Source organism: Enterobacter cloacae complex sp. CARB60, from assembly GCF_036487345.1.
Taxonomy (GTDB): domain Bacteria; phylum Pseudomonadota; class Gammaproteobacteria; order Enterobacterales; family Enterobacteriaceae; genus Enterobacter; species Enterobacter asburiae_D.
Map to the genome: position 1 here is coordinate 2,284,423 of NZ_JAZKLC010000002.1, position 25,491 is coordinate 2,309,913.

25 protein-coding genes are annotated in these 25,491 nt (G+C 54.4%); 8 read left to right on the top strand and 17 right to left on the bottom strand.

The genetic code is table 11. The features are described from left to right. Positions 1-5 precede the first annotated feature (5 nt). Both V4835_RS11865 and silA read left to right on the top strand, forming a co-directional pair. Positions 6-1,256 (top strand): efflux RND transporter periplasmic adaptor subunit, encoded by a 1,251-nt coding sequence (locus V4835_RS11865; protein WP_331412267.1) that lies wholly within the window; start codon positions 6-8, stop codon positions 1,254-1,256. 10 nt (positions 1,257-1,266) lie between these two features. Beyond that, complete coding sequence (silA, locus tag V4835_RS11870; RefSeq protein WP_331412268.1) at positions 1,267-4,407, top strand: Cu(+)/Ag(+) efflux RND transporter permease subunit SilA; 3,141 nt, start codon at positions 1,267-1,269, stop codon at positions 4,405-4,407. Positions 4,408-4,449: 42 nt separating this feature from the next. Here the strand turns inward: silA and V4835_RS11875 are convergent, their stop codons facing one another. The 3 genes from V4835_RS11875 to V4835_RS11885 all read right to left on the bottom strand — a co-directional run bounded on the left by V4835_RS11875 (position 4,450) and on the right by V4835_RS11885 (position 7,435). Then, complete coding sequence (locus tag V4835_RS11875) at positions 4,450-5,034, bottom strand: hypothetical protein (RefSeq protein WP_331412269.1); 585 nt, start codon at positions 5,032-5,034, stop codon at positions 4,450-4,452. Between the two features lie 15 nt (positions 5,035-5,049). Further along, positions 5,050-6,015 (bottom strand): hypothetical protein, encoded by a 966-nt coding sequence (locus V4835_RS11880; RefSeq protein ID WP_126795395.1) that lies wholly within the window; start codon positions 6,013-6,015, stop codon positions 5,050-5,052. A gap of 511 nt (positions 6,016-6,526) precedes the next feature. Next, positions 6,527-7,435, bottom strand: coding sequence for a LysR family transcriptional regulator (locus V4835_RS11885; RefSeq protein WP_331412270.1), 909 nt, complete (start codon positions 7,433-7,435; stop codon positions 6,527-6,529). Positions 7,436-7,529: 94 nt separating this feature from the next. Between V4835_RS11885 and V4835_RS11890 the strand changes: the two genes are divergently transcribed. The 3 genes from V4835_RS11890 (at position 7,530) to V4835_RS11900 (ending at position 9,526) form a co-directional block, all read left to right on the top strand. Continuing rightward, entirely contained in the window at positions 7,530-8,492 is a 963-nt protein-coding gene (locus V4835_RS11890; protein ID WP_331412271.1) for an NAD-dependent epimerase/dehydratase family protein, read from the top strand. 81 nt (positions 8,493-8,573) lie between these two features. Continuing rightward, the gene (locus V4835_RS11895) at positions 8,574-9,017 is read left to right on the top strand and encodes a PACE efflux transporter (RefSeq protein ID WP_331412272.1); all 444 of its coding nucleotides are present in this window, start codon (positions 8,574-8,576) and stop codon (positions 9,015-9,017) included. A gap of 137 nt (positions 9,018-9,154) precedes the next feature. Further along, positions 9,155-9,526, top strand: coding sequence for a VOC family protein (locus V4835_RS11900; protein ID WP_331412273.1), 372 nt, complete (start codon positions 9,155-9,157; stop codon positions 9,524-9,526). A 12-nt stretch (positions 9,527-9,538) separates the two neighbouring features. On the opposite strand, the gene V4835_RS11905 is transcribed toward V4835_RS11900, so the two are convergent. Then, a complete protein-coding gene (locus tag V4835_RS11905; protein WP_331414118.1) occupies positions 9,539-10,306 on the bottom strand; it encodes a DeoR/GlpR family DNA-binding transcription regulator in 768 nt (255 codons plus the stop codon). A gap of 86 nt (positions 10,307-10,392) precedes the next feature. Between V4835_RS11905 and V4835_RS11910 the strand changes: the two genes are divergently transcribed. Then, a complete protein-coding gene (locus V4835_RS11910; protein ID WP_331412274.1) occupies positions 10,393-10,977 on the top strand; it encodes an NUDIX domain-containing protein in 585 nt (194 codons plus the stop codon). Between the two features lie 83 nt (positions 10,978-11,060). Next, complete coding sequence (gene tam / locus V4835_RS11915) at positions 11,061-11,819, top strand: trans-aconitate 2-methyltransferase (RefSeq protein ID WP_331412275.1); 759 nt, start codon at positions 11,061-11,063, stop codon at positions 11,817-11,819. A gap of 6 nt (positions 11,820-11,825) precedes the next feature. Here the strand turns inward: tam and V4835_RS11920 are convergent, their stop codons facing one another. From V4835_RS11920 to V4835_RS11955, 8 genes are all read right to left on the bottom strand, one after another. After that, on the bottom strand, positions 11,826-13,016 hold the full coding sequence (locus V4835_RS11920; RefSeq protein WP_331412276.1) for a cytochrome c biogenesis protein/redoxin: 1,191 nt from the start codon (positions 13,014-13,016) through the stop codon (positions 11,826-11,828). A gap of 139 nt (positions 13,017-13,155) precedes the next feature. Then, entirely contained in the window at positions 13,156-14,454 is a 1,299-nt protein-coding gene (locus tag V4835_RS11925; RefSeq protein ID WP_331412277.1) for an ATP-binding protein, read from the bottom strand. Next, positions 14,451-15,191, bottom strand: a complete 741-nt coding sequence (locus V4835_RS11930; RefSeq protein WP_063142774.1) for a response regulator — start codon at positions 15,189-15,191, stop codon at positions 14,451-14,453. The genes V4835_RS11925 and V4835_RS11930 overlap by 4 nt, the downstream gene beginning before the upstream one ends. Positions 15,192-15,235: 44 nt before the next feature. Further along, positions 15,236-16,231, bottom strand: a complete 996-nt coding sequence (locus tag V4835_RS11935) for an alpha/beta fold hydrolase (protein ID WP_331412278.1) — start codon at positions 16,229-16,231, stop codon at positions 15,236-15,238. Positions 16,232-16,376: 145 nt separating this feature from the next. Further along, positions 16,377-16,817: a GNAT family N-acetyltransferase gene (locus tag V4835_RS11940; protein ID WP_331412279.1), complete on the bottom strand. Its 441-nt coding sequence runs from the start codon at positions 16,815-16,817 to the stop codon at positions 16,377-16,379. A 12-nt stretch (positions 16,818-16,829) separates the two neighbouring features. Continuing rightward, a complete protein-coding gene (locus tag V4835_RS11945) occupies positions 16,830-17,300 on the bottom strand; it encodes a GNAT family N-acetyltransferase (RefSeq protein ID WP_331412280.1) in 471 nt (156 codons plus the stop codon). Between the two features lie 9 nt (positions 17,301-17,309). Next, positions 17,310-17,897, bottom strand: coding sequence for a hypothetical protein (locus V4835_RS11950; protein WP_331412281.1), 588 nt, complete (start codon positions 17,895-17,897; stop codon positions 17,310-17,312). Continuing rightward, on the bottom strand, positions 17,897-18,859 hold the full coding sequence (locus V4835_RS11955) for a hypothetical protein (RefSeq protein WP_331412282.1): 963 nt from the start codon (positions 18,857-18,859) through the stop codon (positions 17,897-17,899). The genes V4835_RS11950 and V4835_RS11955 overlap by 1 nt, the downstream gene beginning before the upstream one ends. A gap of 176 nt (positions 18,860-19,035) precedes the next feature. Here V4835_RS11955 and V4835_RS11960 point away from each other — a divergent pair, with 176 nt between their 5' ends. Then, the gene (locus V4835_RS11960) at positions 19,036-19,584 is read left to right on the top strand and encodes a GNAT family N-acetyltransferase (protein WP_331412283.1); all 549 of its coding nucleotides are present in this window, start codon (positions 19,036-19,038) and stop codon (positions 19,582-19,584) included. Here the strand turns inward: V4835_RS11960 and V4835_RS11965 are convergent. From V4835_RS11965 to V4835_RS11985, 5 genes are all read right to left on the bottom strand, one after another. Further along, the gene (locus V4835_RS11965) at positions 19,572-20,486 is read right to left on the bottom strand and encodes a bestrophin family protein (protein ID WP_063142779.1); all 915 of its coding nucleotides are present in this window, start codon (positions 20,484-20,486) and stop codon (positions 19,572-19,574) included. The two genes, V4835_RS11960 and V4835_RS11965, sit on opposite strands and share 13 nt — an antisense overlap. 201 nt (positions 20,487-20,687) lie before the next feature. After that, positions 20,688-22,139: a tagaturonate reductase gene (locus V4835_RS11970; protein ID WP_331412284.1), complete on the bottom strand. Its 1,452-nt coding sequence runs from the start codon at positions 22,137-22,139 to the stop codon at positions 20,688-20,690. 118 nt (positions 22,140-22,257) lie between these two features. Continuing rightward, positions 22,258-22,785 carry a GNAT family N-acetyltransferase gene (locus V4835_RS11975; protein WP_331412285.1) on the bottom strand — a complete coding sequence of 176 codons (528 nt, stop codon included), beginning with the start codon at positions 22,783-22,785 and terminating at the stop codon, positions 22,258-22,260. An 82-nt stretch (positions 22,786-22,867) separates the two neighbouring features. Next, positions 22,868-23,833, bottom strand: a complete 966-nt coding sequence (locus tag V4835_RS11980; RefSeq protein ID WP_331412286.1) for a sensor domain-containing diguanylate cyclase — start codon at positions 23,831-23,833, stop codon at positions 22,868-22,870. Positions 23,834-23,952: 119 nt separating this feature from the next. Continuing rightward, the gene (locus V4835_RS11985; protein ID WP_331412287.1) at positions 23,953-25,392 is read right to left on the bottom strand and encodes a sensor domain-containing diguanylate cyclase; all 1,440 of its coding nucleotides are present in this window, start codon (positions 25,390-25,392) and stop codon (positions 23,953-23,955) included. Positions 25,393-25,491 lie beyond the last annotated feature (99 nt).

Sequence of the window (25,491 nt, forward strand, 5' to 3'; positions counted from 1 at the left end):
ACGGCATGGCCTCATTAAAAATAAAATATGCTGCCATGGTTGTCAGCAGCCTTATTGCGGGAGGGCTGATCTCGGTGACGGCCTGGCAGGCTCTTCATTCATCTGAAAAAACGGAAAATAGCGCACCAGAAAGAAAGGTAATTTTCTGGTATGACCCGATGAAGCCAGACGTGAAATTCGATAAGCCCGGCAAATCACCGTTTATGGATATGGATCTGGTACCGAAATATGCGGATGAAAACGACAATAAAAGCAGTGCCGGTATCCGTATTGACCCGACACAGGTTCAGAACCTGGGATTAAAAACGCAAAAGGTGACGCGCGGAACGCTGAATTATGCCCAGACGATCCCGGCCAACGTCAGCTATAACGACTATCAGTTTGTCATTGTGCAGGCGCGCGCGGAAGGCTTTGTGGAGAAAGTGTACCCGCTGACGACGGGCGATAAGGTGAAGAAAGGCACGCCGCTTATTGATATTACCATTCCTGACTGGGTAGAGGCGCAGAGCGAGTTTCTGCTGTTATCCGGCACCGGCGGAACCCCAACGCAAATAAAAGGGGTTCTGGAACGGCTTCGGCTGGCGGGTATGCCGGATGAGGATATTCAGAGGCTGCGTGCGACCCGCACTATCCAGACCCGGTTTACCATCAAGGCGCCGATCGACGGGGTGATCACGGCCTTTGACCTGCGTACAGGCATGAATATTTCCAAAGATAAGGTGGTGGCGCAAATTCAGGGGATGGATCCGGTCTGGATCGGCGCGGCAGTGCCTGAATCCATTGCTTATCTGCTGAAAGATACCTCGCAGTTTGCCGTTTCGATACCGGCTTATCCGGATAAATCCTTCCCGGTTGAAAAATGGAGTCTTCTGCCGAGCGTGGATCCAACCACCCGTACGCTGCAGGTGCGCCTGCAGGTCGCTAACAAGGATGAGCTGCTGAAACCGGGCATGAACGCGTACCTGAAGCTGAATACCCAAAGTCAGGAAATGCTGCTGATCCCCTCCCAGGCCGTTATCGATACCGGCAAAGAACAGCGCGTGATTACGGTTGATGCGGACGGGAATTTTGTCCCGAAAAGGATCCACGTTCTGCATGAATCTCAGCAGCAGTCCGGCATTGGTAGCGGACTGGAAGAGGGGGAGTCGGTGGTGGTCAGCGGGCTGTTCCTGATTGACTCGGAGGCCAATATTACCGGCGCGCTGGAGCGCATGCGTCACGCTGAAGCTGCTGACGGCGCGCATTCTGGCCATTAAGGAGACGATGATGATTGAATGGATTATCCGGCGGTCTGTCGCCAACCGTTTCCTGGTCATGATGGGGGCGCTGTTTCTCAGCATCTGGGGGGCATGGACCATTATCAACACCCCGGTCGATGCCTTGCCCGATCTCTCTGACGTTCAGGTGATTATCAAAACCAGCTATCCCGGCCAGGCCCCGCAGATTGTTGAAAACCAGGTGACCTATCCACTGACGACCACCATGCTGTCGGTTCCCGGCGCAAAGACCGTGCGCGGTTTTTCGCAGTTTGGTGATTCGTACGTGTACGTCATTTTTGAAGACGGAACCGATTTGTACTGGGCCCGTTCGCGCGTGCTGGAGTATCTGAACCAGGTTCAGGGCAAACAGCCCGCTGGCGTCAGTTCTGAAATCGGTCCTGATGCCACCGGCGTGGGCTGGATATTTGAGTATGCGCTGGTGGATCGCAGCGGAAAACACGATCTCGCAGAGTTGCGCTCATTGCAGGACTGGTTCCTGAAATTTGAGCTGAAAACGATCCCGAACGTGGCCGAAGTAGCCTCCGTTGGCGGCGTGGTGAAGCAGTATCAGATCCAGGTCAATCCGTTAAAACTGGCTCAGTACGGCATTAGTCTGCCGGAGGTTAAGCAGGCCCTTGAGTCGTCTAACCAGGAGGCAGGGGGATCGTCAGTTGAAATGGCGGAAGCGGAGTATATGGTCCGGGCCAGCGGTTATCTGCAGACGATGGACGATTTCAATAACATCGTCCTGAAAACCGGTGAGAACGGGGTACCGATTTACCTTCGCGATGTTGCCCGCGTACAAACGGGGCCGGAAATGCGGCGCGGTATTGCCGAGCTGAACGGGCAGGGGGAAGTTGCGGGTGGCGTGGTGATCCTGCGTTCGGGCAAAAATGCGCGTGAAGTCATTACGGCGGTGAAAGATAAGCTGGAGACGCTGAAGGCCAGCCTGCCGGAAGGCGTCGAGATTGTGACCACCTACGATCGCAGCCAGCTAATCGATCGGGCAATCGACAACCTGAGTTCCAAGCTGCTCGAAGAGTTTATCGTGGTGGCCATCGTCTGCGCCCTGTTCCTGTGGCACGTTCGCTCTGCGCTGGTCGCGATTATCTCTCTGCCGCTTGGCCTGTGTATCGCCTTTATCGTCATGCATTTCCAGGGGCTGAACGCCAATATCATGTCGCTGGGAGGCATTGCTATTGCCGTCGGCGCGATGGTGGATGCCGCTATCGTCATGATTGAAAACGCGCACAAACGGCTGGAGGAGTGGGATCACCAGCATCCGGGAGAGCAGATTGATAACGCCACGCGCTGGAAGGTGATCACCAACGCCTCTGTCGAGGTTGGCCCCGCGCTGTTTATCAGCCTGCTGATCATCACCTTATCCTTTATTCCTATCTTTACCCTTGAGGGCCAGGAAGGGCGGCTGTTTGGTCCGCTGGCCTTCACCAAAACGTACTCCATGGCGGGTGCGGCCGCGCTGGCCATCATCGTTATCCCCATCCTGATGGGGTTCTGGATCCGGGGTAAGATTCCCGCTGAGACCAGTAACCCGTTGAACAGGCTGCTGATTAAAGCCTACCATCCGCTACTGATTAAGGTGCTCCACTGGCCAAAAACAACCCTGCTGGTTGCGGCCTTGTCCATCTTCACGGTGATCTGGCCTCTCAGCCAGGTGGGCGGCGAGTTCCTGCCGAAGATCAACGAAGGCGATCTGCTGTATATGCCATCAACATTGCCGGGTGTTTCTCCGGCAGAAGCAGCGGCGCTGTTACAGACCACGGACAAGCTCATCAAAACCGTGCCTGAGGTGGCCTCTGTTTTCGGTAAGACGGGTAAGGCCGAAACGGCTACGGATTCCGCGCCGCTTGAAATGGTGGAAACCACGATTCAGCTCAAACCTGAGGATCAGTGGCGACCCGGCATGACGATTGACAAGATTATTGACGAGCTCGACAAGACCGTTCGTTTGCCCGGCCTGGCGAACCTCTGGGTACCGCCGATCCGCAACCGGATAGACATGCTTTCCACCGGGATCAAAAGCCCCATTGGTATCAAGGTGTCGGGTACCGTTCTGTCGGATATCGACGCTACGGCGCAGAGCATCGAGGCGGTAGCCAAAACGGTGCCGGGCGTGGTGTCTGCCCTGGCTGAACGTCTGGAGGGCGGGCGCTACATTGATGTCGATATCAACCGGGAAAAAGCCTCCCGCTACGGGATGACGGTGGGCGATGTGCAGCTGTTCGTCTCCTCGGCCATCGGCGGGGCGACGGTGGGTGAAACGGTGGAAGGCGTCGCCCGATACCCGATTAATATTCGCTATCCTCAGGACTACCGGAACAGCCCGAGCGCGTTGAAGCAGATGCCTATCCTCACGCCGATGAAGCAGCAGATCACGCTGGGCGATGTGGCGGATATCAACGTGGTTTCCGGCCCCACGATGCTAAAAACGGAGAATGCCCGACCTGCGAGCTGGATTTATATCGATGCCCGCGGCAGGGATATGGTGTCGGTGGTGAACGACATTAAGACGGCCATCAGTCAGAACGTAAAGCTGAGACCGGGCACCAGCGTCTCATTCTCCGGACAGTTTGAGCTGCTTGAGCACGCCAACAAGAAACTGAAGCTAATGGTGCCGATGACGGTGATGATCATCTTCATTCTGCTGTATCTGGCGTTCCGTCGCGTGGATGAAGCGCTGCTGATCCTGATGAGTCTGCCGTTCGCCCTGGTCGGGGGAATATGGTTCCTCTACTGGCAGGGCTTCCATATGTCTGTCGCAACCGGCACAGGTTTTATCGCTCTGGCCGGGGTGGCGGCAGAATTTGGGGTGGTCATGCTGATGTATTTGCGTCATGCCGTTGAGGCACAGCCGGCGTTATCCCATCGGGAAACGTTTACCGAACAGGGGCTTGATGACGCCCTTTATCATGGCGCCGTGCTGCGCGTCCGGCCAAAGGCGATGACCGTCGCGGTGATTATTGCCGGTCTGCTGCCCATTCTGTGGGGGACCGGTGCCGGGTCAGAAGTCATGAGCCGGATAGCGGCACCGATGATTGGCGGGATGATCACGGCGCCGCTGTTATCGCTGTTTATTATTCCTGCGGCGTATAAGTTAATTTGGCTGCGCAGGCATAAAAAGCCATAAAAAAACCCGCCAGCGATGGCGGGTTTTTTACGGGATGAACGCTTAGCGCACTGTTTTAGCACGCGTCTGGCTGAGAAGCTTGCGCCAGGCACGATTATGCAGAGTAAACAGCAGCATCTTATAGAAGGCGGTGGAAAGGATACAGCTGCCGCTAAGCAGTAGCATGACGATACTCACTAGCGCCGCGGTCAGACTGACGCCCGGAGCAGCGCTACAGCTCAGCGCGACCAGCAGATAGGCTGCCGTTAATACCAGGCTTATCACCGCCAGCGTAAGGTGTAACCGCACGGCGCGCATGCTGCCTTTGCCAATCATAAACATCGTCACGCCGTTAAGGCCAGCGAACAGAAGGGCGATCAGGACAACCCACACGAATACGTGTCCCGCTGGCTGATCGAGTCCGGCGAGTACGCCATACCCCAGCCACAGCTGCGGAATGGCGAAACTGACAATCACCCCGAGGGTACTGATTGCCGCTGGAATACCCATGGTGTGAAGGCCTACAGATTTGCCCATTTCTTCAGCCAACTGAGTCTTTAGCTGTTGCAGCTGTGTCGGGGAGGCATTGCTTATGCTGGTAGCCACCTCGTTACAGTGTTGCAGGCGACGGGAAAAAACTTTAATCATTTGAATACTCAGCGTTTAGTTAGGCGAAAATGACTGCAACAGACCGACTACATAGCGCCCGGACTGGACGGTGTTTTGAGGATTGCGGATCGTCCCCGTGAGTGAACTGCCCACAAAGGCCGATGCGTTGTTCACAGCACTCATCAGCTCACGTTGCAGTGATTTTTGTAATGATTCGCTGGGGAAACGTTTCGGGTAGACGCCTGCACGGATCGCTGCCTTCACGCCGGCGCTGGAGATACCTGGATTCTGCGCTTTAATGATCTCTTCCGTGATGCGCTTACGCTCAGCACGGCTCAGGCTTTGGAACCAGGCGGTAACTTTACTTGAGGATGCCGCTTTCATCAGCTTGTACGTTTCTAAAGTACCTCGCAGCGCGGTTCCTGCCGCAGCCAGCGAAATGACATCCAGAACCGTCGTGGTAGCTACATACCAGTCCTGGCTGTCGAGCCAGGCAACATCGGAACCATGATCGTTATGGATAGCCAGCAGACGGCCCGCGCCAATCATGCATTGTGCGCCAGTTGCCAGCGTACCGGACAGGCTAATCGCGGCAATCACACCGGACCCGCCAGCGGTAAAAGGCACTGCCGCACCGGCACCAAACGCCATAACAAGCGTAACAATCATCGCGCCACAGGCAAAACCGGTTGAGGTAATTTCCGTAGCAAGTGAGGGAGTCGTTAGCGTCGCCACCACAGCTTTTTCTGCACTGATTTCCTTAGCATCCGGAATTTTACTGATTACCACATGGCTGACGGTGCTCTGATTCACATCTGCAATGCGGCGTGAAGGGCGTACCAGCCAGCGCTGTTTGCCATCATCAAAAATGATGCCGACATTGTAAAAATTACGCGTGCAGTCGAGTTGGGCAGCCAGCTTTTTAAAATCGATATCAGCACCGGTTTGTAGTCCCAGGCTGCGCGAGAGGTCATAAGAGGGAAGGGTGCTGTCAGGCGACTGCTGACCTGGTAAGTTCATCGGGGAAGCTCCTTCATTCCGTGAGGACAATTAATTAGCAGGGTAATTTATTGAAGAAATTTATGATTCGAACATGGATATGTTGATAATAGCAGCGTTAACTCGGTGATCAAATGATATTGCTCGAGTTAAATGTAAACGATACCAGGGGGTATTAAAGCTACCGGCAGGCTTTCTCAGCACAGCAATATCCCTCTTAGGTGATTCAACAAACATCCGCGAATCAACTCAGTAACTGGTGCTGTGGCCAAAACAAGCAATGAAAATCGATCTGATGGAGTATCTGGTCAACGTGGTCCCATCCGGCGAAGTGATCGATCTGGTTAATCAAGCTAGCCAAATCGCGATTCCTAAAATGTAATAAAAGGGAGGTATCTCAAAGAGACCCATGGATTGCATTTAACATAATATACATTATGCGCACCAATATGGACTAAGGCGAAATCTAGCGTTTTGTGGACACATTGGTCCTGCATGCTAATGGCCTTTGAAAGCGTCTTCGCTGACCACCTCACCGTTTTGCCCTGTTGATATAAGCCTGTAAACCCTCAGCAAGAAAATCAAACACCGTTTTACAGGCCTGGCTGTGACGTAAATCCTCATGCATCACCAGCCAGGTGTCGAGATGAAATGCAAAGAAATCAGGCATTATCCTCTGTAGCTGCGGAAAAAAATCGGCGAGCTGTACCTGACACATACCGATACCTGCTCCGGCGCGTATGAGATTTAATTGTGCAATATCACTGTCGGTTCGCACGGTAAACAGATCGCGGTTTAGCTGTGGGTACTGTTTAAGTGCTTGTAAAATAAAGGGCGTCATGTTGTCGAAACCCACGAGCGTATGGGTAAATAACTCATCAATATTTTCCGGTGCACCATGTCGTGACAGATACGCTGGCGCGGCATGCAGACCTATTTCAATCCTGCCCATCCGACGCGCAATCAGTTGCTCCTGCACCGGTGTGGTCATGCGTACAGCAATATCCGCTTCCCGGTTCAGTAAATCCTGAACGCGGTTAGACAGAACCAGTTCAACGGTTATTTGCGGGTATTCTTCCTTTATGTGTGCAATCACCGGAGGCAGAACCTCGGTGCCGATAATTTCACTGGCGGCAACGCGCACTACGCCCCGTAATCCGGTTGCGCCGGAACTGAAACTGGCAGCCGACCGCTCAATCATCATGGCCGTATTTTCCATCGCTTGCGCATGGCCCTTCAGCTCGACGGCTGCGTCCGTGGCCTGCAATCCTGTCTGCGAACGGGTAAATAAAACAAGGCCGAGGGCTGATTCCAGTGCCGCAATATGACGTCCGGCAGTTGGCTGGGTAATGGCCAGCCTGCGTGCGGCCCCAGACAAGGACCCTTCTTTCATCACGGCCAAAAAGGTGCGATACCATTCCCACGGGATATTGAGCTTCATACAAAAATGCATACCTGCTGGCTTATATTATGCAATTACATTTATCCCGTGCGCTCATTAAGATGTCAAGCAGATATCCAATAAGGGTCAGACGATGAAAAGCACAGATAAGGTACTGATATTGGGCGCAACGGGCGGGATTGGTGGCGAAATTGCCCGTAAATTGATCCATGACGAATGGGATGTACGTGCATTACGCCGCAGCGTTCCGGGAAAAGACGCGCACAGCAATAGTATTACGTGGATAAGCGGCGATGCGCAGAATGCTGAGCAGGTTGAGGCCGCGGCGTCCGAATGCAGCGTGATTGTCCATGCCGTTAACCCGCCGGGGTATCGAAACTGGGAACAGCTGGTTTTGCCCATGCTGCATAACACCATCAGCGCAGCGGAGCGAAACGGTGCATTAATCGTTCTGCCGGGCACGATTTATAACTACGGTCCGGATGCTTTTCCCCTCTTACGCGAGGATTCCCTTCAGGATCCGGTTACCCGAAAAGGAGCCATACGTGTGCAAATGGAGCAGGAGCTCGCAGCCTATGCACAGCGTGGCGGAAAGGTACTGATTTTGCGGGCTGGCGACTTTTTTGGTCCCCATGCTGGCAATAACTGGTTTTCACAGGGATTAGTCAAACCGGGGCATCCACCGAAGGTCATTAAAAACCCCGGGAAAATCGGCGCCGGCCATCAGTGGGCTTATCTGCCGGATGTCGCCGAAACGCTCGCAGCACTGCTGACGCGTCGGGATGAGCTCGAACCGTTTGCCAGTTTCCATATGCGCGGTCATTGGGATCCTGATGGGACAGCGATGACCGCCGTCATAAAGCACATCGCGGAGCGTGCCGGTATTACGGCGAAGGTGAAGCCATTTCCGTGGTGGCTTGTCTCTATGATGAGTCCTTTGAACCCCACGCTGCGTGAAATGCGGGAGATGCGCTATCTTTGGGAGCAGACAATAGAGATGGATAATTCAAAACTGATTGCTTTTTTAGGCCATGAACCGCAGACCCCTCTTACTGAAGCCGTGCATTCCACATTAGCGGGCCTGGGCTGTATTTAACATAATCCTAACCTGCGCGTTTAGTAAGGGTTGAACGATGTCTGATATACTTCAGCTTTTGAAAAATGCAGCCCTAAGCAAATGGAAATTGAATTAAATAAAAGTGTTAAAGAGCGAATCTTTCATGCTGTCATTTTTGAAGTGATAGCTAACGTTATCATCGCGCTGTCGCTTGCCTGGCTGATGAACGTGTCGGTACTCCAGTCAGGTTCGCTGTCCGTGATATCCGCACTCACCGCGACGGCCTGGAATTTTGTATTTAATAAACTCTTTGACGCCCTGCAAAATAAACATCAGTTTCAAAGAACATTTCTCGTTCGTGCGATCCATGCGGTGGGTTTTGAAACAGGACTGATCGTCACCTTAATTCCCGTCGCGATGGTTATGCTGGATTTAACCATGACTGAGGCATTTTTCGTTGAGATTGGTCTGGTACTGTTTTTCCTGCCATACACGATGCTGTTTAACTGGCTATACGACTACCTGCGGTGGATATTTGTTGGACGGAAACGCTCTGCGATATAGCGGTTGATGCCATTCGTCCGTCTCGGCATCGGAAAGGACTGCTTTAATTGACGCCCGTCACATTGCCACGTTCTTTAGCATGTTCGCATCCCTCTCCTTCTATACTTTTTATTTCTCTCTTTTATAAGGAAGGAACCATGTTCGATCATGTAAAATTCGGCGTCAGTGATTATGAAAAAAGTAAAACCTTCTTTCTCCATGCGCTTAAGCCGCTTGGTGTCGAACTCATTGATGAAGGCACCCCAGAGTACGGTGTCGAAATGAGTTCAGGCAACGTTTCACTCTGTCTTTTTCAGACAAATGATAAACCTGCTCCTCTGCATCTGGCGTTTGTGGCCAACACGCGCCAGCAGGTCGATGCGTTTTACCATGCCGCCCTGCGCGCCGGCGGACGTGATAACGGCGGGCCGGGGTTGAGGTCATACGGTGAAAACTACTATGCCGCGTTTGTCATCTCGCCTGATGGCCACAATATCGAGGCGGTATGCCATGCGCCGGAGCGCGTGTAGCTCAAGGCCTCTTCAGTCGCTTTCTGAGGTCAACACGACGGAGACCCCCCTTTCCGATACCGCGCGGATCCAGTCCTTATCGGTATTGTCTTCAACGACGATGGTGTTCACCGATGACACATCGCCAATCACAAACGAAGACGCTGTGTTGATCTTTTCCGGAGAAGCCAGGACAACCGTCTCCGCGGCTCTGCCGGAAAATGCACGTTTGATGCACGCCTCTTCGAAATCACCGGTTGTCAGCCCAGCGTCGGGGTGAATGCCGGTCACGCCCATAAAGAACAGATCTGCATGAATATTTTCGATACCTTCGATGGCCGCAGCGCCGACCGCAACGATAGAGTGCTTATACAAGCGACCGCCGATCAGAATCACCTCAATGGACGGATGATCGACAAGCCCAAGGGCAATGCTTGGGCTGTGCGTAACCACCGTAATGCGTAGGTCTGCCGGTAAAAACGTAATCAGCTCCGAGGTCGTCGTGCCACCGTCGACGATCACCACCTGGCCTGATGAAATCAGCTTCGCGCCTTTGCGGGCCACTCTTTTTTTCGCATCCATTTTCACGGATTGTCGTTCAGCAAAGGGCGCAATCGCGGAAGATGCCGGAAGCGCGCCGCCGTGAACGCGCTGTAAACGCCCTTCTGCCGCCAGCTCGCGCAAATCACGCCGAATGGTGTCTTCAGAGACGTCAAAGAACACGCTAAGCGCCTTAGACTGGACCTGACCTTCGGCATCGAGCTTTTCGAGGATCAATTGTTTTCGCTGACTGGTGAGCATCATGAATTCCTGATGTTGCATGCTTTATCTTGAAACTGCACGATAATGCTGTTTATGATAATTACTCTACGTAAGGAGGAACAAACGTGCAATCAAAACGTGCAGATGTGCGCATCATTGACAGTGAAACGCTGTCAGATAACTGGTACGTCCTTAAAAAATACACCTTCGATCTGCAGCGACGCGATGGTGAATGGCAGCGTCAGCACCGGGAAGTCTACGACCGTGGGAACGGCGCGACGATTCTGCTCTACAACCGTGATAAAAAGACGGTGATCCTGACCCGCCAGTTCCGCTTCCCCGCCTTTATCAACGGCCATGAGGACGATTTAATCGAAGCCGCTGCGGGATTGCTGGACAATATGGATCCCGAAAGCCGCATAAAAGCAGAGGCGGAAGAAGAGACCGGATTCCGCGTTTCACGCGTGCAGAAAATCTTTGAAGCCTATATGAGCCCGGGTTCCGTTACGGAAAAGCTCTATTTTTATCTTGCCGAGTACCAGCCGAAGGACAGAACCGGCGCAGGCGGCGGGATCAAGGCGGAAGGAGAAGATATCGACGTGCTGGAAATGACGCTTGAAGAGGCATTACGCGGCATTGAAACGGGCAAGATTGTCGACGGGAAGACCATCATGCTGCTTTATCATGTTGCGCTGAAAGGCATTCTCTAGCCTGCCGCTCTTCGGACACCTGCCGCCGTGCAGGTGTCTGCCTGTGCTATTCTTGCAGAAGCATGCAAAACGGAGAACCGAAGATGGCCGACTGGAACCCTTCTCTTTACCTGCAATACGGCGCGGAAAGAACGCGTCCTGCCGCTGAACTGCTCGCCAGAATTCCTCTGGATGATGTCTCCACGATCGCTGATTTAGGCTGCGGGCCAGGAAACAGCACCGCGTTGTTGAAGCATCGCTGGCCGTCGGCACGCATCACCGGGGTCGATAACTCCCCTGCAATGCTTGAGGAAGCACGCACCGCGTTACCCGACTGTCATTTTGTTGAGGCCGATATCCGCCAGTACAAGCCTGGCCAGCCGCTGAACCTGATTTACGCTAACGCATCGCTACAGTGGATCCCAGACCATTACGACCTCCTGCCGCACCTTGTTTCCCTACTCACGCTTAACGGCGTATTAGCGATCCAGATGCCTGACAACTGGCTTGAACCCACTCACGTAGCGATGCGCGAAGTGGCGCTGGAGCAAGACTACCCCGATCGCGGCCGCGAACCTCTGCCGGGCGTGCATGCCTATTACGACATCTTGTCGGAGGCCGGTTGTGACGTGGATATATGGCGGACAACCTATTTCCATAAAATGAGCTCGCACCAGGCCATTATTGACTGGGTAAGCGCTACCGGTTTGCGCCCGTGGCTCCAGGAACTGAATGAGAGCGAGCAGAAACGGTTCCTGAAACGCTACCATGAACTGCTGGAAGAGCAGTATCCACTCCAGGAAAACGGGCAGATACTGCTGGCCTTTCCGCGGCTGTTTATTGTGGCTCAGCGTCAGCCCTGAACGAGGCTATGAACGGGCCTCTTTGAGCAGCTGTTGGATAACCTTTTCCTGCTGCTCATAATCGCCTTCGCCAAAGGCGGCATAGCGTAGCTGGCCTTTGGCATCGAAATAGTAGTGAGCTGGCCAGTACTGGTTCCCGAAAGCGTTCCAGATTTGGTAGTTGTTATCCGTCACCACCCGATACGGCAGCTGCCATTTATTTACCGCGTTTTTTACCGAGGCGAGCGGCTTTTCCCAGGGATATTCTGGCGTGTGAACACCTATCACGACCAGCCCCTGCGACTGATACTTTGCGGCCCAGTCTCGCACATGCGGGAGCGTATGCTGGCAGTTAATGCAATCCCACGTCCAGAAATCAATCAACACCACCTTACCCCGCAAGGATTCAGACGTGACAGGGTCACCGTTAATCCAACCTGTTCCGCCGCTTAACGAAGGCAGCTGGCTGCTGGGCTCTGTCATCACGACCGGCTGGAGCTTTACCGTCGCGGCTGTGGGTTTCGCCAGCGTCAGGAGTGTTGTCTCCAGACGGTCCGCAACGCCGTTTGCCCCTTTCAGAAGCGAGGTCATTCCTGTTGCGTTAAACACGACAGCCGCCAGCATCGCCACGCCCGCCCCCTGCCGCAGCTTTTCCATCAGCGCCGATTTTGCTCTTAGCGGCGCCATCAGCGTGCGGCCGCCTAAAACGAGCAGGCTTAACATCAGCGCGCATCCGCTGCCATAGGCCGCCAGCAGCGCGCCCGTCGCAATGGCCGAGTGGCCCGCGATATTAATGCTGAAAATGGCGCCCAGTATGGGCCCCGCGCAGGGAGACCAGAGCAGCCCGACCGCCAGCCCGGCCAGAAAAGCCGATGCCATACCGCGCGTTTTCCCGCTTCGGGCGTTGAGGACATTTCCCGCGCTGACGGCCGGACCCGCAATACGCTGGGCGAACGACGGAAAAATTAAGGCCAGCGCGGCCGCGGCCAGAATGACGAGGGCGATCCAGCGCCCGACGATTGTTGCCTCTGCGATCCACTCGCTGGCGACGGTGACGACCATCGCCACCAGGGTGAACATCACGATCATCCCCGCGAGCAGGGCCAGAATATGGCGTCGCTGCCCCTGAAAACCGGCGAACAGAAGCGGAATAACCGGGAGCGTACATGGACTGAGCAGGCTTATCATCCCGCCCAGAAAAGCGATTAACAGAAACATAGAAACCTCACAATACAAGTCCTGCGACGCTGCAGTGAGGCTATTTCATCGTGCGGATGTGTTCAGGATATGTGTAAAAATGCGGGTTTTGTCTGGCTCTGTATCACCCGGGCCGGGAGATACAAAGCCGTACAATTACCTAACGGAGCGGTAGCGTAATGGAGACATCCAGCCCGCCTTCGGCCCGGTTCGTCAGGTTGAGCTTTCCTTCCAGCTGAGCGGTGAGCTGCGCGGCAATCGCCAGCCCGAGTCCTGTTCCGCCGGTATCGCGGTTGCGCGATGTTTCAACCCGATAAAACGGCTGTAATACCGCCTCAAGCTCGGCTTCGGGGATCCCCGGTCCGTCGTCCACAATGTGAATAACCACCTCGCCATCGGACGAATCATCTATGGCAATCGCGGCACGCTCGCCGAACTTGAGGGCGTTATCCAGCAGGTTGGTCATCACCCGGCGAAGCGCCTGCGGACGCGTGACGATCGGTAAACGGGCTTCGCCTGCCTGAAACTGCACGTTTTTACCGATGTCCTGATAATCGCAGGCAATGCTATTGACCCATGCGTTCAGCTCCAGCTTCAGCGAGCTCTCTTCCAGGGATTCTGATGACCGGGCATACGCAATACCCTCCCGCACCAGACGCGACATGTTATCAAGGTCGTTTAAGAGCTTGTCCCGCAGTTCAGGCTGCTCCGTCATTTCAACGCGAAGCTTCATGCGGGTAATGGGCGTCTGGAGATCGTGAGAAATAGAGGCCAGGATCTGCGCGCGCTCTCTGAGATAAGACTGAATGCGCGCCTGCATTGCGTTGAAGGCATGGGCTGCACGCTGCACCTCCAGCGGCCCTTTCTCCGTCATTGGCGTGCTGGCCGCCGGATCCAGTGCATCCACCGCGCGGGTAAATTGTGAAAAAGGCCGTACCACCTGCCGCACGGCGATCCATGAGCAGGCCGCCAGGAGCAGCAGCTGCAGGATGAGCACAACGGGCAGCCAGCTGGCGACCGGCGGCATGCGCGGGATCAGGTCAATGGTCAGCGGCGAGCCATCGCGTAACGTAAGATGCGCCTGGATGTGTGAAATGGCGCCGGGAACGGCGGTGAAGCTGAGCGGATACTCTGCCGCAAGCGTCGCTTTTAAGGTTCGGATGGCATCCTGTGAACGCTTATCCGTCGGCGCTGCGCCGGGCTCCCCTGTACCCAGAATATAGCGATAGTTACCCCGTTCAAGCCTCGGCAGCCACGCCGCGCGCTCGCTGGCCGGTAGCCGGTCTAAAATGGCGACGCTGGTTGCGACGTCGTTTTCCAGATTACCAAGCATCACCGTGCGGGCGCTGTGCATTCGTTCAATCATGACCAGCGTCAGGCTCAGGGCGTTAGCCAGCAGCAGGCCGGGCAGCACGACGATCAGCAAACGGGCCAGCAGCGAGCGTGGCCACAGCCTCATTCGTTAACCTCTTTGATGGTCACCGGCATCGTAAAGACGTAGCCTTCGCTGCGCACGGTTTTGATATAGGCAGGCGTACGGGCATCTTCGTTCAGGCGCTGACGAACCCGGCTAACCAGCAGGTCGATAGAACGTTCAAACAGCTCGGCGTCGCGCCCCTGCGTCAGGTTGAGCAGCTGATCGCGGGTCAGCACCCGCTGAGGATGGTCAAGGAAAACGCGCAGCAGGCGATACTCCGCCCCGCTGAGCGCGACAATCACCCCTTCCGGATCGATTAAGTGGCGGGCGACGGTATCGAGCTGCCATTCACCGAACATCACCAGCCGCCCTGCTTCTGTCACCTGTAGATTGGGTGGCATCGTGCGAAAACGCCGTAAAATCGCTTTGATACGCGCCAGCAGTTCGCGGGCGACAAATGGCTTTACCACGTAGTCATCCGCGCCCATCTCCAGACCCAGGATCCTGTCCGTCTCCTCGTTGCGGGCCGTCAGCATCAGGATGGGCAGATCTTTGTGTTTGCCGCTGCGCAGCTGCCGACATAGCGTAAGCCCGTCGTCGCCGGGCATCATGACATCGAGCACCACCAGGTCGATATGCTGTTTATCCAGCACGACGCGCATCTCTTTGCCGTTGGCCGCGCCCGTGGCGCGATAGCCCGACTTAACGAGATAATCGACAATCAGTTCACGAATATCCCTGTCGTCATCGACGACAAGGATATGATCAATATGCTCCACCGAAATCTCCAGACCGAAGGGTAACGTATTGAAAATAGCACATTTCAGAGCTTGTCAGCGTCAACGACGGCCTTGACGAAATCCTGCGGATCTTCCTGAGGTGGATTGTGCCCCACGGTTGCCCCGAAGGTACGATGCTCATATTTACCGGTAAATTTACCCGCATAGGCCTGCGGAGCCGGATGCGGCGCCCCGTTGTTTCCGCCTTCGATGGTGATCGTTGGAACGGTGATATTCGGTAGCGCGGCCAGTTTTTGCTCGTAGCTGTCGTATTTGCGCTCGCCTTTTTCCAGCCCCAAACGCCAGCGATAGTTGCTGAGCGTCACGGCGACGTGATCCGGATTATCGAGCGATTTGGCGCTGGCGTTAAAAACAGCATCGCTAAATTTCCAGTCAGGCGAGGCCTGAGACCAGATCAAACGGGCGAAGTCATGCGTGTTTTTGGCATAGCCCTCAGCACCGCGCGCGGTGGCGAAATAGAACTGATACCACCACTGCTGCTCCGCTTTTGGCGGCAGCGGCTGTTTGCCAATCTGCTGGCTGCTGATGAGATACCCACTCACCGACACCAGTGATTTAACGCGCTCTGGCCACAGCGCCGCAACGATATCCGCCGTACGAGCCCCCCAGTCATATCCTGCAAATACCGCCTGCTTTATATTCAGGGCATCCATCAGGTTTACAATATCTTTCGCCATGGCTGAAGGCTGGCCGTTGCGCGGCGTTTGGGCGGACAGGAAGCGCGTGGTGCCGTAGCCGCGCAGAGAAGGCACAATCACCCGATAGCCTTTTGCCGCCAGCGCGGGGGCGACCTCGGCATAGCTGTGAATATCGTACGGCCAGCCGTGCAGTAAAATAACCGGCTGGCCATTTTTCGGGCCGATGTCGACATAACCGACATTCAGATCGCCGGCGTTGATTTGCTGCGGACGATCAAAGGCGGCCGCGACGTTTGTGCCGGTGACTTCGGCCTGACAGGCCATCACGGTGCCAAGAGAAACGGTCAGTGCGAGGGTTGAGTACGCGAGTTTGCTAAACATGTTGGTATCTCCGGTTGAGTACAATTCACGGGGATATAACAACACTGCAATGTATAGCGGATATGTGCGAAAGCGGATTTATTGCAAGCCTGTGTATGTATCCGGGACGCTGATACAGTGTGATACAAACACAGGCGTTGTCGCCTTAAAGGGAGAGGCGGTAGCGGACGTAATCGTCAGCTTCACCATATTTGTCATAGAGTTTACGCGCCGGGTTGTTCTCCCGGGTGACCCAATACAGTTTTGACCACCCTTCGCGCTTGCCTTCCTCAATCAGAGCATCAATGAGCGCCTTACCTGCGCCCGCCCCGCGTTCGTCGGCATCAACAAACAGATCTTCGAGGTAGCAGATGGGAGCCGTTGACCAGGTTCCTTCGTGCAGAATGCACATCGCGAAACCGATGACCTTTTGGTCCTTCTCTACCACGCGGCAGAACATCCGGGAATGCGTTGAGAGCGCCCTTTCCCATGTCGATGCGGTGACGGATTCCTCAAGGTAGCAATCATAAAAATGGGTATAGCCATCCCACAGCGGTCGCCATTGGGAATAGTCGTCTTCGCGTAGAGGTCTTACTGTGACAGCCATCTGTTCCTCACATTACAAATCGATCGCCATTTCGAAACAGCGTAAATCAACACCTGCCATACGCGAGTGATGATAGGTTTCGCTCAGCGTCACAAACCCCAGCTTCTGATAAAACGACTGGGCGTTAGGCGTTGCATCCAGCCTCAGGCGGGTTATCCCCCGACTGCGGGCCTCATTTTTTAGCGCCTCGATAATCCGGGTCGCCATGCCTTTACCGGATGCCGCGGGCAAGGTGAATATCGCCTCCAGACAGTGGGTATCCAGATCCAGATAGCCGGTTGCCGCAATATCACCCTTTTCATCTTCCACCACATAAAAAGGGTATTCAACGATCGTCTGCCGAAAGCGTTCGGGCATGAGATCTGGCGTCCAGCGCGCAATGACGTCGGCGTCGTAGCTTGTTTTACAGCCGTGACGAATCGCCTGATTGCGAATATTCCAGAGTATTTCGGCTTCCTGTGGCTTAGCTTTTCGTAACGTCATAACCCCCCTTTAACGGCTTTTTAGCCGCATTTCCCGTGCCAGTCTGGCAAGACGCTGAGTACGACAATAGAGCGTAAACAGCACAAAGCCGCTGCTGTTCATCACCACCCGACAAAGTAACAGCGCTAAGGATGCGATGACCAGCGGCCAAAGGCCTCCGTCATGCGAAAGCAGGGTATGTAAAACCTGAACGAGGGTCGTTATCAGCAGAATGATGAACAACGCCCTAAACCCCAACAATCCCGACGTCTTCCCACGAGCCAGGAGTACGCTTATCACAATGAGCGCGCCTGTCATCGTCAATGATGGTACGAAAAAGCTCAATGCATGATGTAAAGGTGACAATCCCTGCAACGCGCTGAGAAAAGGCAGAAGGTTTAACGCAAACGCCACTAAAAAAAGAGGTAACAGCACTGCTACCGGATAAGGATTTTGACGCGGAAGCTCGCTGAGTGGACGCGAAAAATACCGTTCCAGCTCGGGCGTGGAATGATTCAAGAGACGGATATCACGATGAGCAATAGCCTCCTCTATTTCTTTGCCATGCTTCAGGAGATCCTGGAAAACCCGTCCGGTTAAAAATCTCAAAAACTTCATCAGAATACCGCCAGTGACTGAATGGTACCGATAATGTATTTACCAGTCCGTGGTAAATTACTGGGCGCTGCAATAACGCCACTCACAGCACTCCCGGCCAATGCTGCGGCACTTGTAACCACTTGCCCAAGTTGTCGAGTGAGTTCTACCTGAACAGGCCCGGTTGGAAATCGTTTCGGATAAAGACCAGCGCGTATAAGTGCCTTAATTTCCTTGTTGCTTATACCGGGGTTTTGCGCGCGAATTATCAATTCGGTCAAACGAGCACGATCCTGACGAGGATAACTTTTTAACCACTCAGTGGCTTTCAAGGAAGATATAGATTTCATTGCACGCCAGGTGGTAACTGCTTCTTTTAGCGCCCCTCCTGCACTTGCTAACGAAATTACATCCAGCGAAGTTGAGGTGGCGACGTACCATTCTTGCGTATCGAGCCAGGCAACATTACCGCCACCGTTTTCAACCAAATCATAGATACGATAAAGGCCGTTAACGCATTGCAACCCGGTCGCAAGGGTGCCTGCGTAGCCAATCGCTACCAAAACACCACTTCCTCCTGCAGTAAGGGGGGTTGCCGCCGTGCCGGCAAGCATCACACCTCCAGTGATGATCATCGCCCCACATGATAGTACCGTTGATGCGAGTTCAGTTCCCATAGATGTAGATGCCACAGCATCAGTCAAGGATTTACCTACGCTAGAGGTGGATGGTTGTGAGTTCGCTTTAGTTACAATTACGTGAGTTACAATACCACTTTGACCATTAGGATGACGCTGACCAGAGCGAACCAGATAGCGTTGAGCACCATCAGAATAAATGATCCCGGCCTGAGCGAATTCGCGATTACAGTCCATTGCGGAACCCAGTGCTTTGAAATCGAAATCTGCAGCTCCAAAACCTGCTATGCGCGCATAATCATATCCGGGTAGATTTTTCTCAGGATTCATTCCAGGCAAAACCATACATTACTCCTTATGTGGGTGGGTAAGTTAACCCAACTACTCTGACGGTAATCGAGCGCTCTGCAGAGCAAAATTTTGGTAGTAAATACGTTACAACGCAACTAAATAGAATGTGGTAGAAGTGAAAATACCAGAACGCAAACAAAAGCATAACGCTTAAATATGGAGATCCGTGGATGACTATACCGACGCTCACGACAGAACGCCTGCTGCTAAAACCGCTGGTTGCCGAAGATGCGGCTCAGATACAAAAGCTGTATCCGCGCTGGGAGATTGTCCGCTATATGGTTTCTTCCGTGCCCTGGCCCTATCCGGATAACGGCGCGGAAAACTATGTCAACAACGTGGCGCTGCCGGATATGGCAAAAGGGATTGCCTGGTTCTGGAGCATTCGTCGTCGCGAGGGGCCGGACGCGCTGATGGGCATTATCTGTCTGTACGATGTGGAAGATAACAACCGTGGATTTTGGTTGGCCCCGGAGTTTCAGGGCCAGGGATATATGCGCGAGGCCAGCATTGCCGCGACGGATTACTGGTTCAATACGCTAAACAAACCCGTATTACGCGCCCCGAAAGCCGCCGCCAACAGCCGCTCCCGGCGTATTTCAGACAGTAGCGGCATGCGGCTTATCAGAACGGAACAAAAAGCCTACGTCAGCGGTATGCTGGATTCTGAACTGTGGGAGATCACCCGCGACGAGTGGAACGCCCGTCAGGTCAGCTGATAGTGCTTATCCGGCATCAGCCTTTCCGGAATGTTCTCTTCATCGTTCATCTGCAGCAGATCGCGTTCCATCATGTTGCAGATGGCGTCCAGCGGCAGATCGTTATTCTCGGTGCCGAACGGGTCTTCCAGCTCTTCCGCCAGGGTGTCCAGCGAGATAAAGGTGTATGAGATCAGCGCCGAAACAAAGGGCGTCATGTAGTGCAGATCCACGACCAGCGCGAACGGCAGCATGATGCAGAACAGATACACCGTGCGGTGCAAAATCAGCGTATAGGCAAAAGGCACCGGCGTGGTCGCAATACGTTCGCACCCGGAAAGCACGATGGACATATCGTTCAGACGGTTGTTCAGACTGTGGAACAGGATGTCTGAGAGTTGCCCGTTACGCCGCCGCACGGCCAGCCACTCCCCCATGATCAGCAAAATACGGTTCGCCGGTGAGTTGGCGCTCATCACGTGACGTAAATCATCCGGAGCAAGATAGCGAGAGAGCTGCTCGGCGTTCAGCTCCCGCCGCAGGGTCATGCGCAGGCAGTTGGCAAAAGCAATTTGCAGGCGGACAAATTCACCCAGGTGCTTATCGTCAGGTAAGGTGTTTTTTACCTCGCGAAACAGCGATCGTGCCGCTATCATCAGCTGTCCCCAGAGCAGGCGAGCCTCAACGTAGCGTGAATAACAGGCGTTGTTTCTGAAACCGAGAAAGATAGCGATCGCCACGCCGAGAATGCTAAATGGCGCCACGGTAAATTTGATGCCCAGCGAGGTATACCACGGCAACATCAGGATAACGGCGATAGAAAGCAGGAAGTTGAGCAGCAATCGGGTGTAGATTTTGGGAAGTACCGAACCGTGCCAGACAAAAATCAGTTGTAGCCAGTGCTGTTTAGGACGAACAATCATAGTGAGTTTCAGGAAAGAAAAGAGCGAGGCTATTAAACGTGATCCCCCTCACAGTTGCAAGCATGTTAACGAAACATTGAATTTTATCGCCTGCTAGGCAATAACCGCACGGTGTTGCATGTGCTTTTAAAAAAAAGGGCAAATAGTATGTTGTAACTAAATAAAGGTATCGTTAAACCCGGCCGAAGCCGGGTCACGTGATTAGCAAAGGGATTTAACCGCTGCGCGCATTCCCTTCAGCAGAATGGCATCAAGGTCCAGAGTGACCTGGTCGACAAGACCGGAGACCTGCGTCAGATCCTGTTCCCAATGCTCGCTCACGCTCAGCACTGACTGCACAAGGTCACGGGTACTGAGCTGCTGGTCGCGATGCTGTGCCCAGAGCTGCTGATAACGTTCCAGCCAGAATGCGTCATCCTGCACCGGATAGTTCTCCCCGTTACGCTCCGCGCGATAAAACGCGATCAATGCAGCCAGCGCGAACGTCAGACGCGCTGGTAATTGTCCGCCGGCCTTCTGCCCTGCCAGCAGCTGCGGCAGGATGCGGGTGCGGTATTTGGTCATGCCGTTAAGCGCAATGGAAAGCAGCTGGTGTCGGATGTAGGGGTTACGGAAACGCCCTGTTACCGCACTGGCGAAGGATTCCAGCTCGTCACGCGGCAGATCGAGAACAGGAATGATCTCCTGATAAATCGCTTTTTCGACGAATGCGCAGATCTCTGCATCATTCATCGCCTCGCCCACCGTATCCAGCCCGGCCTGGAATGCCACCGGCACCAGCGCCGTGTGCGCGCCGTTCAGGATGGCGACTTTGCGCTCTTTGTAGGGCCTGATGTCGTCGACAATCAGCACGTTCAGCGGGTGCTTATCCAGACGAAGTTCGCGCGCAAGGGATGCCGGGCCCTGAATCACAAACAGATAGAAATGTTCAGCCGTGTCCAGGAACCCATCGTGATAGCCCAGCTCCGCTTCCAGGGCTGCCGCATCGTCACGCGGGTAACCCGTCACGATGCGGTCAACCAGCGTCGAGCAGAAGCTGTTGGCGTCGTTTAGCCACCGGATAAAGGCGGCAGGCAGCGCCCACTCCTGGGCATAGCGCAGAACGAGTTCACGCAGTGCATCCCCGTTGTAGTCAATCAGTTCGCACGGAATGATGATCCAGCCTTTATCCGGTGCGCCGTTGAAGTGGCTGAAGCGCTCAAACAGCAGTCGCGCCAGCTTCGCCGGGTAGCTCACCGCAGGGGCATCGTCGAATTTGTCACCCGCGTGGTAGCTAATACCCGCTTCGGTGGTGTTCGAGAAAACAAAGCGCATATCCGGGTTGTGTGCCAGTTTCAGAAATGCGTCATAGTCATCGTAGACGCTAATTTCACGGTTAACCGAGCGGATAAGACGGCTCTCACTTACCGCTTCGCCCTGCTCGTTCAGGCCGCGAATGATAGTGGTATACAGACCATCCTGAGTGCTCAGCGACGGCGGGAAGTCGCTCTGAATAGGACGGACGATAACCACACCGGCGTTAAGATCGGTATGTTCATTTAACAGGTCAATTTGCCAGTCGACAAAAGCACGCAGAAAGTTGCCTTCACCAAACTGAATGATGCGTTCGGGGTATTGAGCACCGGGAAAATCACGACGGTTGAGCGTGTTCACAAGGGGGTTCCTTTTATGATTAGTCATACAGCCTGATAAGATTGGTACGATAACTTATCAAAACTTAACGACCAGAAACCCTGTTTTGATCAATCCGCGGTGCGGTTGTACAAAATAATTATAAGAACTTATAGAACACGGAGGTGGCCGTCATGGCGCCGTCCGGCATCAGCGCATAGCGTGGGATTTCCCCCACCTTTTGCCATCCGGCGCGCTGGTAAAAGGTCTCGGCCCCGCTGCCGGTAGCGGTATCGAGTACCAGAACCGAAATGTTCCTGGCCCGGGCCTCAGCTTCAAGCGCTTCCATCAATGCCATCGCGGCACCTTTCCGGCGCGCTTTCTCGTGAACCAGCAGCTTCGCCACATCGGCGCGATGCGGCTGGTTTTCAGGCTGGTCTGTGATTAGCTGCACCGTTCCGATGACGCCGTCCTGCGGATCGACGCAGGCCAGCACGAGGCGCTCATTGCGCCCTGCGCTTTCAGCAACGCCGCGCCAGAAAAAGCGGCCCGTCTCCAGGCTAAAGGGAAGCATAAAGCTGACGGATGCCCCGCCGTTCACACAGTTTTCGAGGATCCCGGCCAGCGCATCAAGGTGGATGAGAATTTCGTCTCGGGTGAGATTTTTGATTTGCAGTGAGGTATTCATTGTTTTTCCTTACGTTGAATACCGTCACTGTGCATTTAACATCTTCTTAACGCAAACGGATCGGACATAGGCTTTTGCTATGTCACCGGGCGCGCTGGCGCTGCTGCTTCATGGCATACATCTTTTCATCGGCCTCTTTTAACCACTGCTGCAGGTCGTTGCCGTTATGATCGAATTCACTTAGCCCCCATGAGAAGTGGAGCGACCAGGGGTGAAGCTTCCGGGCGTTATAGCTTTCAACCTGCTCGGCGAGATACTGCATGGCAATCCAGGCGCCCTGCTCATCCGTATCCGCGAACAGCACGGCGAACTCGTCCCCGCCAAAACGGACCAGCAGATCCGCCTCGCGGAAAGAGGCACGCATCAGATGCGCCATGGCTTTCAGCGCCTTATCCCCCTCTTCATGCCCGAAGCGATCGTTAATTTCCTTGAAGCGATCCAAATCCAGCCAGCCGAGCGTCAGCGGCTCGGCCCGGCGGCGGGCAACGGAAAGCGTGAAACGCACGAGCTGATTAAAGCCCCGACGGTTGAATAGCCCGGTTAATTCATCCGTGGTCGCCGCGCTGATGGCAGCAAATTCATCTTCCGCCAGCGCGCCAAGGTCTCCCAGGACGGCGAGGTCGGCGGCAGAAAACTCCCGGGGAGCGTAATCAATCAGGCACAGCGAGCCAACGCTAGCGCCGTCACGCAGGCGCAGCGGGAAGCCCGCGTAAAACCGCACGCGAGGTTCACCGGCCACCAGCGGGTTATCCGCAAAACGATCGTCCTGAAGCATATCCCCCACCACCAGCGGCGCTTCGGCGAGGATCGTATGCCCACAAAATGAGATGTTACGCGGAACGGTGCCGGGCGCCTGGCCGTCGGCCGACTTCACGATGAGCGAATGCTCATCAATGAGATTGACCATCGCCAGCGGCACCTGGAAGAAGCGTTTTGCCAGACGCGTTAACCGGTCAAACGCCGGGGAGCTGTCGATCTCAAGCAGGCCTGATTCACGCAGTGAGTTAAGACGTTCCGTTTCATTTTCAGGGGTTGCAGGTGCTTTCATAATGTCTCCTGACGTAAAGCGTTACTAAAAGCGTAGCTTAAACAGAGACATTGTCAGTGTTCTGACAGCCTGTTAAGCCGCTTACTATTCACGTCAATGCCTTATGACGATTAACGCAGCTATGTTTCACTCCCGGAGGGCGCGGCAATTTGCTCGTCCGCCACCCGGGCGCTGGTGCGGTTTCGACCCGCTTTTTTTGAACGATAGAGATGATCGTCCGCTTCGGCCATGAGCTTGTTGAAGACCTCGGTCAACTGCCATGACTCAGCCTTTCCGCTTCCGAGGCCAATACTGACCGTCAGAAAGAGCGTCTGTTGGCGCCATGTAAAAGGATGGCTGGCAACGGTGGATCGGATACGTTCAGCCAGTTCAAAACCGTGCTGCGCGTCGCCTGAATTGACCACCACAGCGAACTCTTCCCCGCCCATGCGCGCCACCATGCCGTCTTCGCCGACTACCTGCTGAACCTGCCGGGCAAACGACGCCAGCACGCGGTCTCCGCACTCGTGGCCGTAGTTATCATTAATGCTTTTGAAGTAATCAATATCCAGCAGCATGACGGTAAGAAAACGTGTATGCCGGTACGACTCTTCATGCTTTAACGCCTCATAAAGCCCGGAGCGCGAGTAGACGTGCGTTAAAAAGTCATAATCCGCCCTCAGCGAAACCTGGCGGATCAGGGAATTAATCGCCGCCATGCTTACGGATACCATCACCGGGCAGATCGCCATCGTGGCGATCCCCAGCCTAGCTGAAAACATCATTGGCGTCGTAAACGGCGTCGCCACGGCAATATTAATAATCGCGTTGGCGACCAAAATGATTTCAGTGGCGCCCGTGATAAACGTCAGCAGACAGGTCGCAGGCAATGAGTAACGAACCGCACACCAGATAAGCGCGGGCAGAGGAAACGAGAGACTCCCCGCGCCGCCAATCACCACCGACGCGACCACCGAGACGATCAACGCCATCACCGGCAGCAGCTGCTCCAGTCGTAACCTGAGCTCACGCCCGGGCATACGCAACGTGAGCATACAGGGCACAACGAGCACGCCGGTTGAGAACTGCTCGCTAAACCAGTCGGCAAACAGCGGCCAGAAGGTGTGGCTGTCAATCCCGACCGACCCCACCGCCCCGAGCAAGGCACAAAGCATCGCCGCAATCAGACAGTAGTTAAACAGGCGTAGTGCGTTAATCGGATCGGGGGTTTTCTTCATCAGCCGCTTGTCGCGCTGAACCAGTACGGCGACGACAACGATAAAGATCATGTTAGACAGGTTGATCACCACTGAGGCTATCCCCCAGTTGGTCGTCACCGCGTCGTACAACAGCATCGCGACATAACATACCGCATAGTAATGCAGACGATTCAGGTAAACATAGCGGGCGAAGATCCCTGCCATGACGCCATTCAGCGGCCAGAACAGCGACAGGGCCTCAACGAGCCGTAATTCCGCGCCCACAAAATAGAATAAGGTGGTGAACATGAAGATCGTCGATGCATTTCGCAGCGGCGTGTCGGGTCGGAACGGCCTGAAAGCGGTAAGTGCAGAACGCATTAAATATCATTCCATATGAAAGCTTATGGCAATTATTGCGGTCGTCAGCATGATCGGGACTAACTTGGGATGCATCTATAACACAAATACCACGGGAGC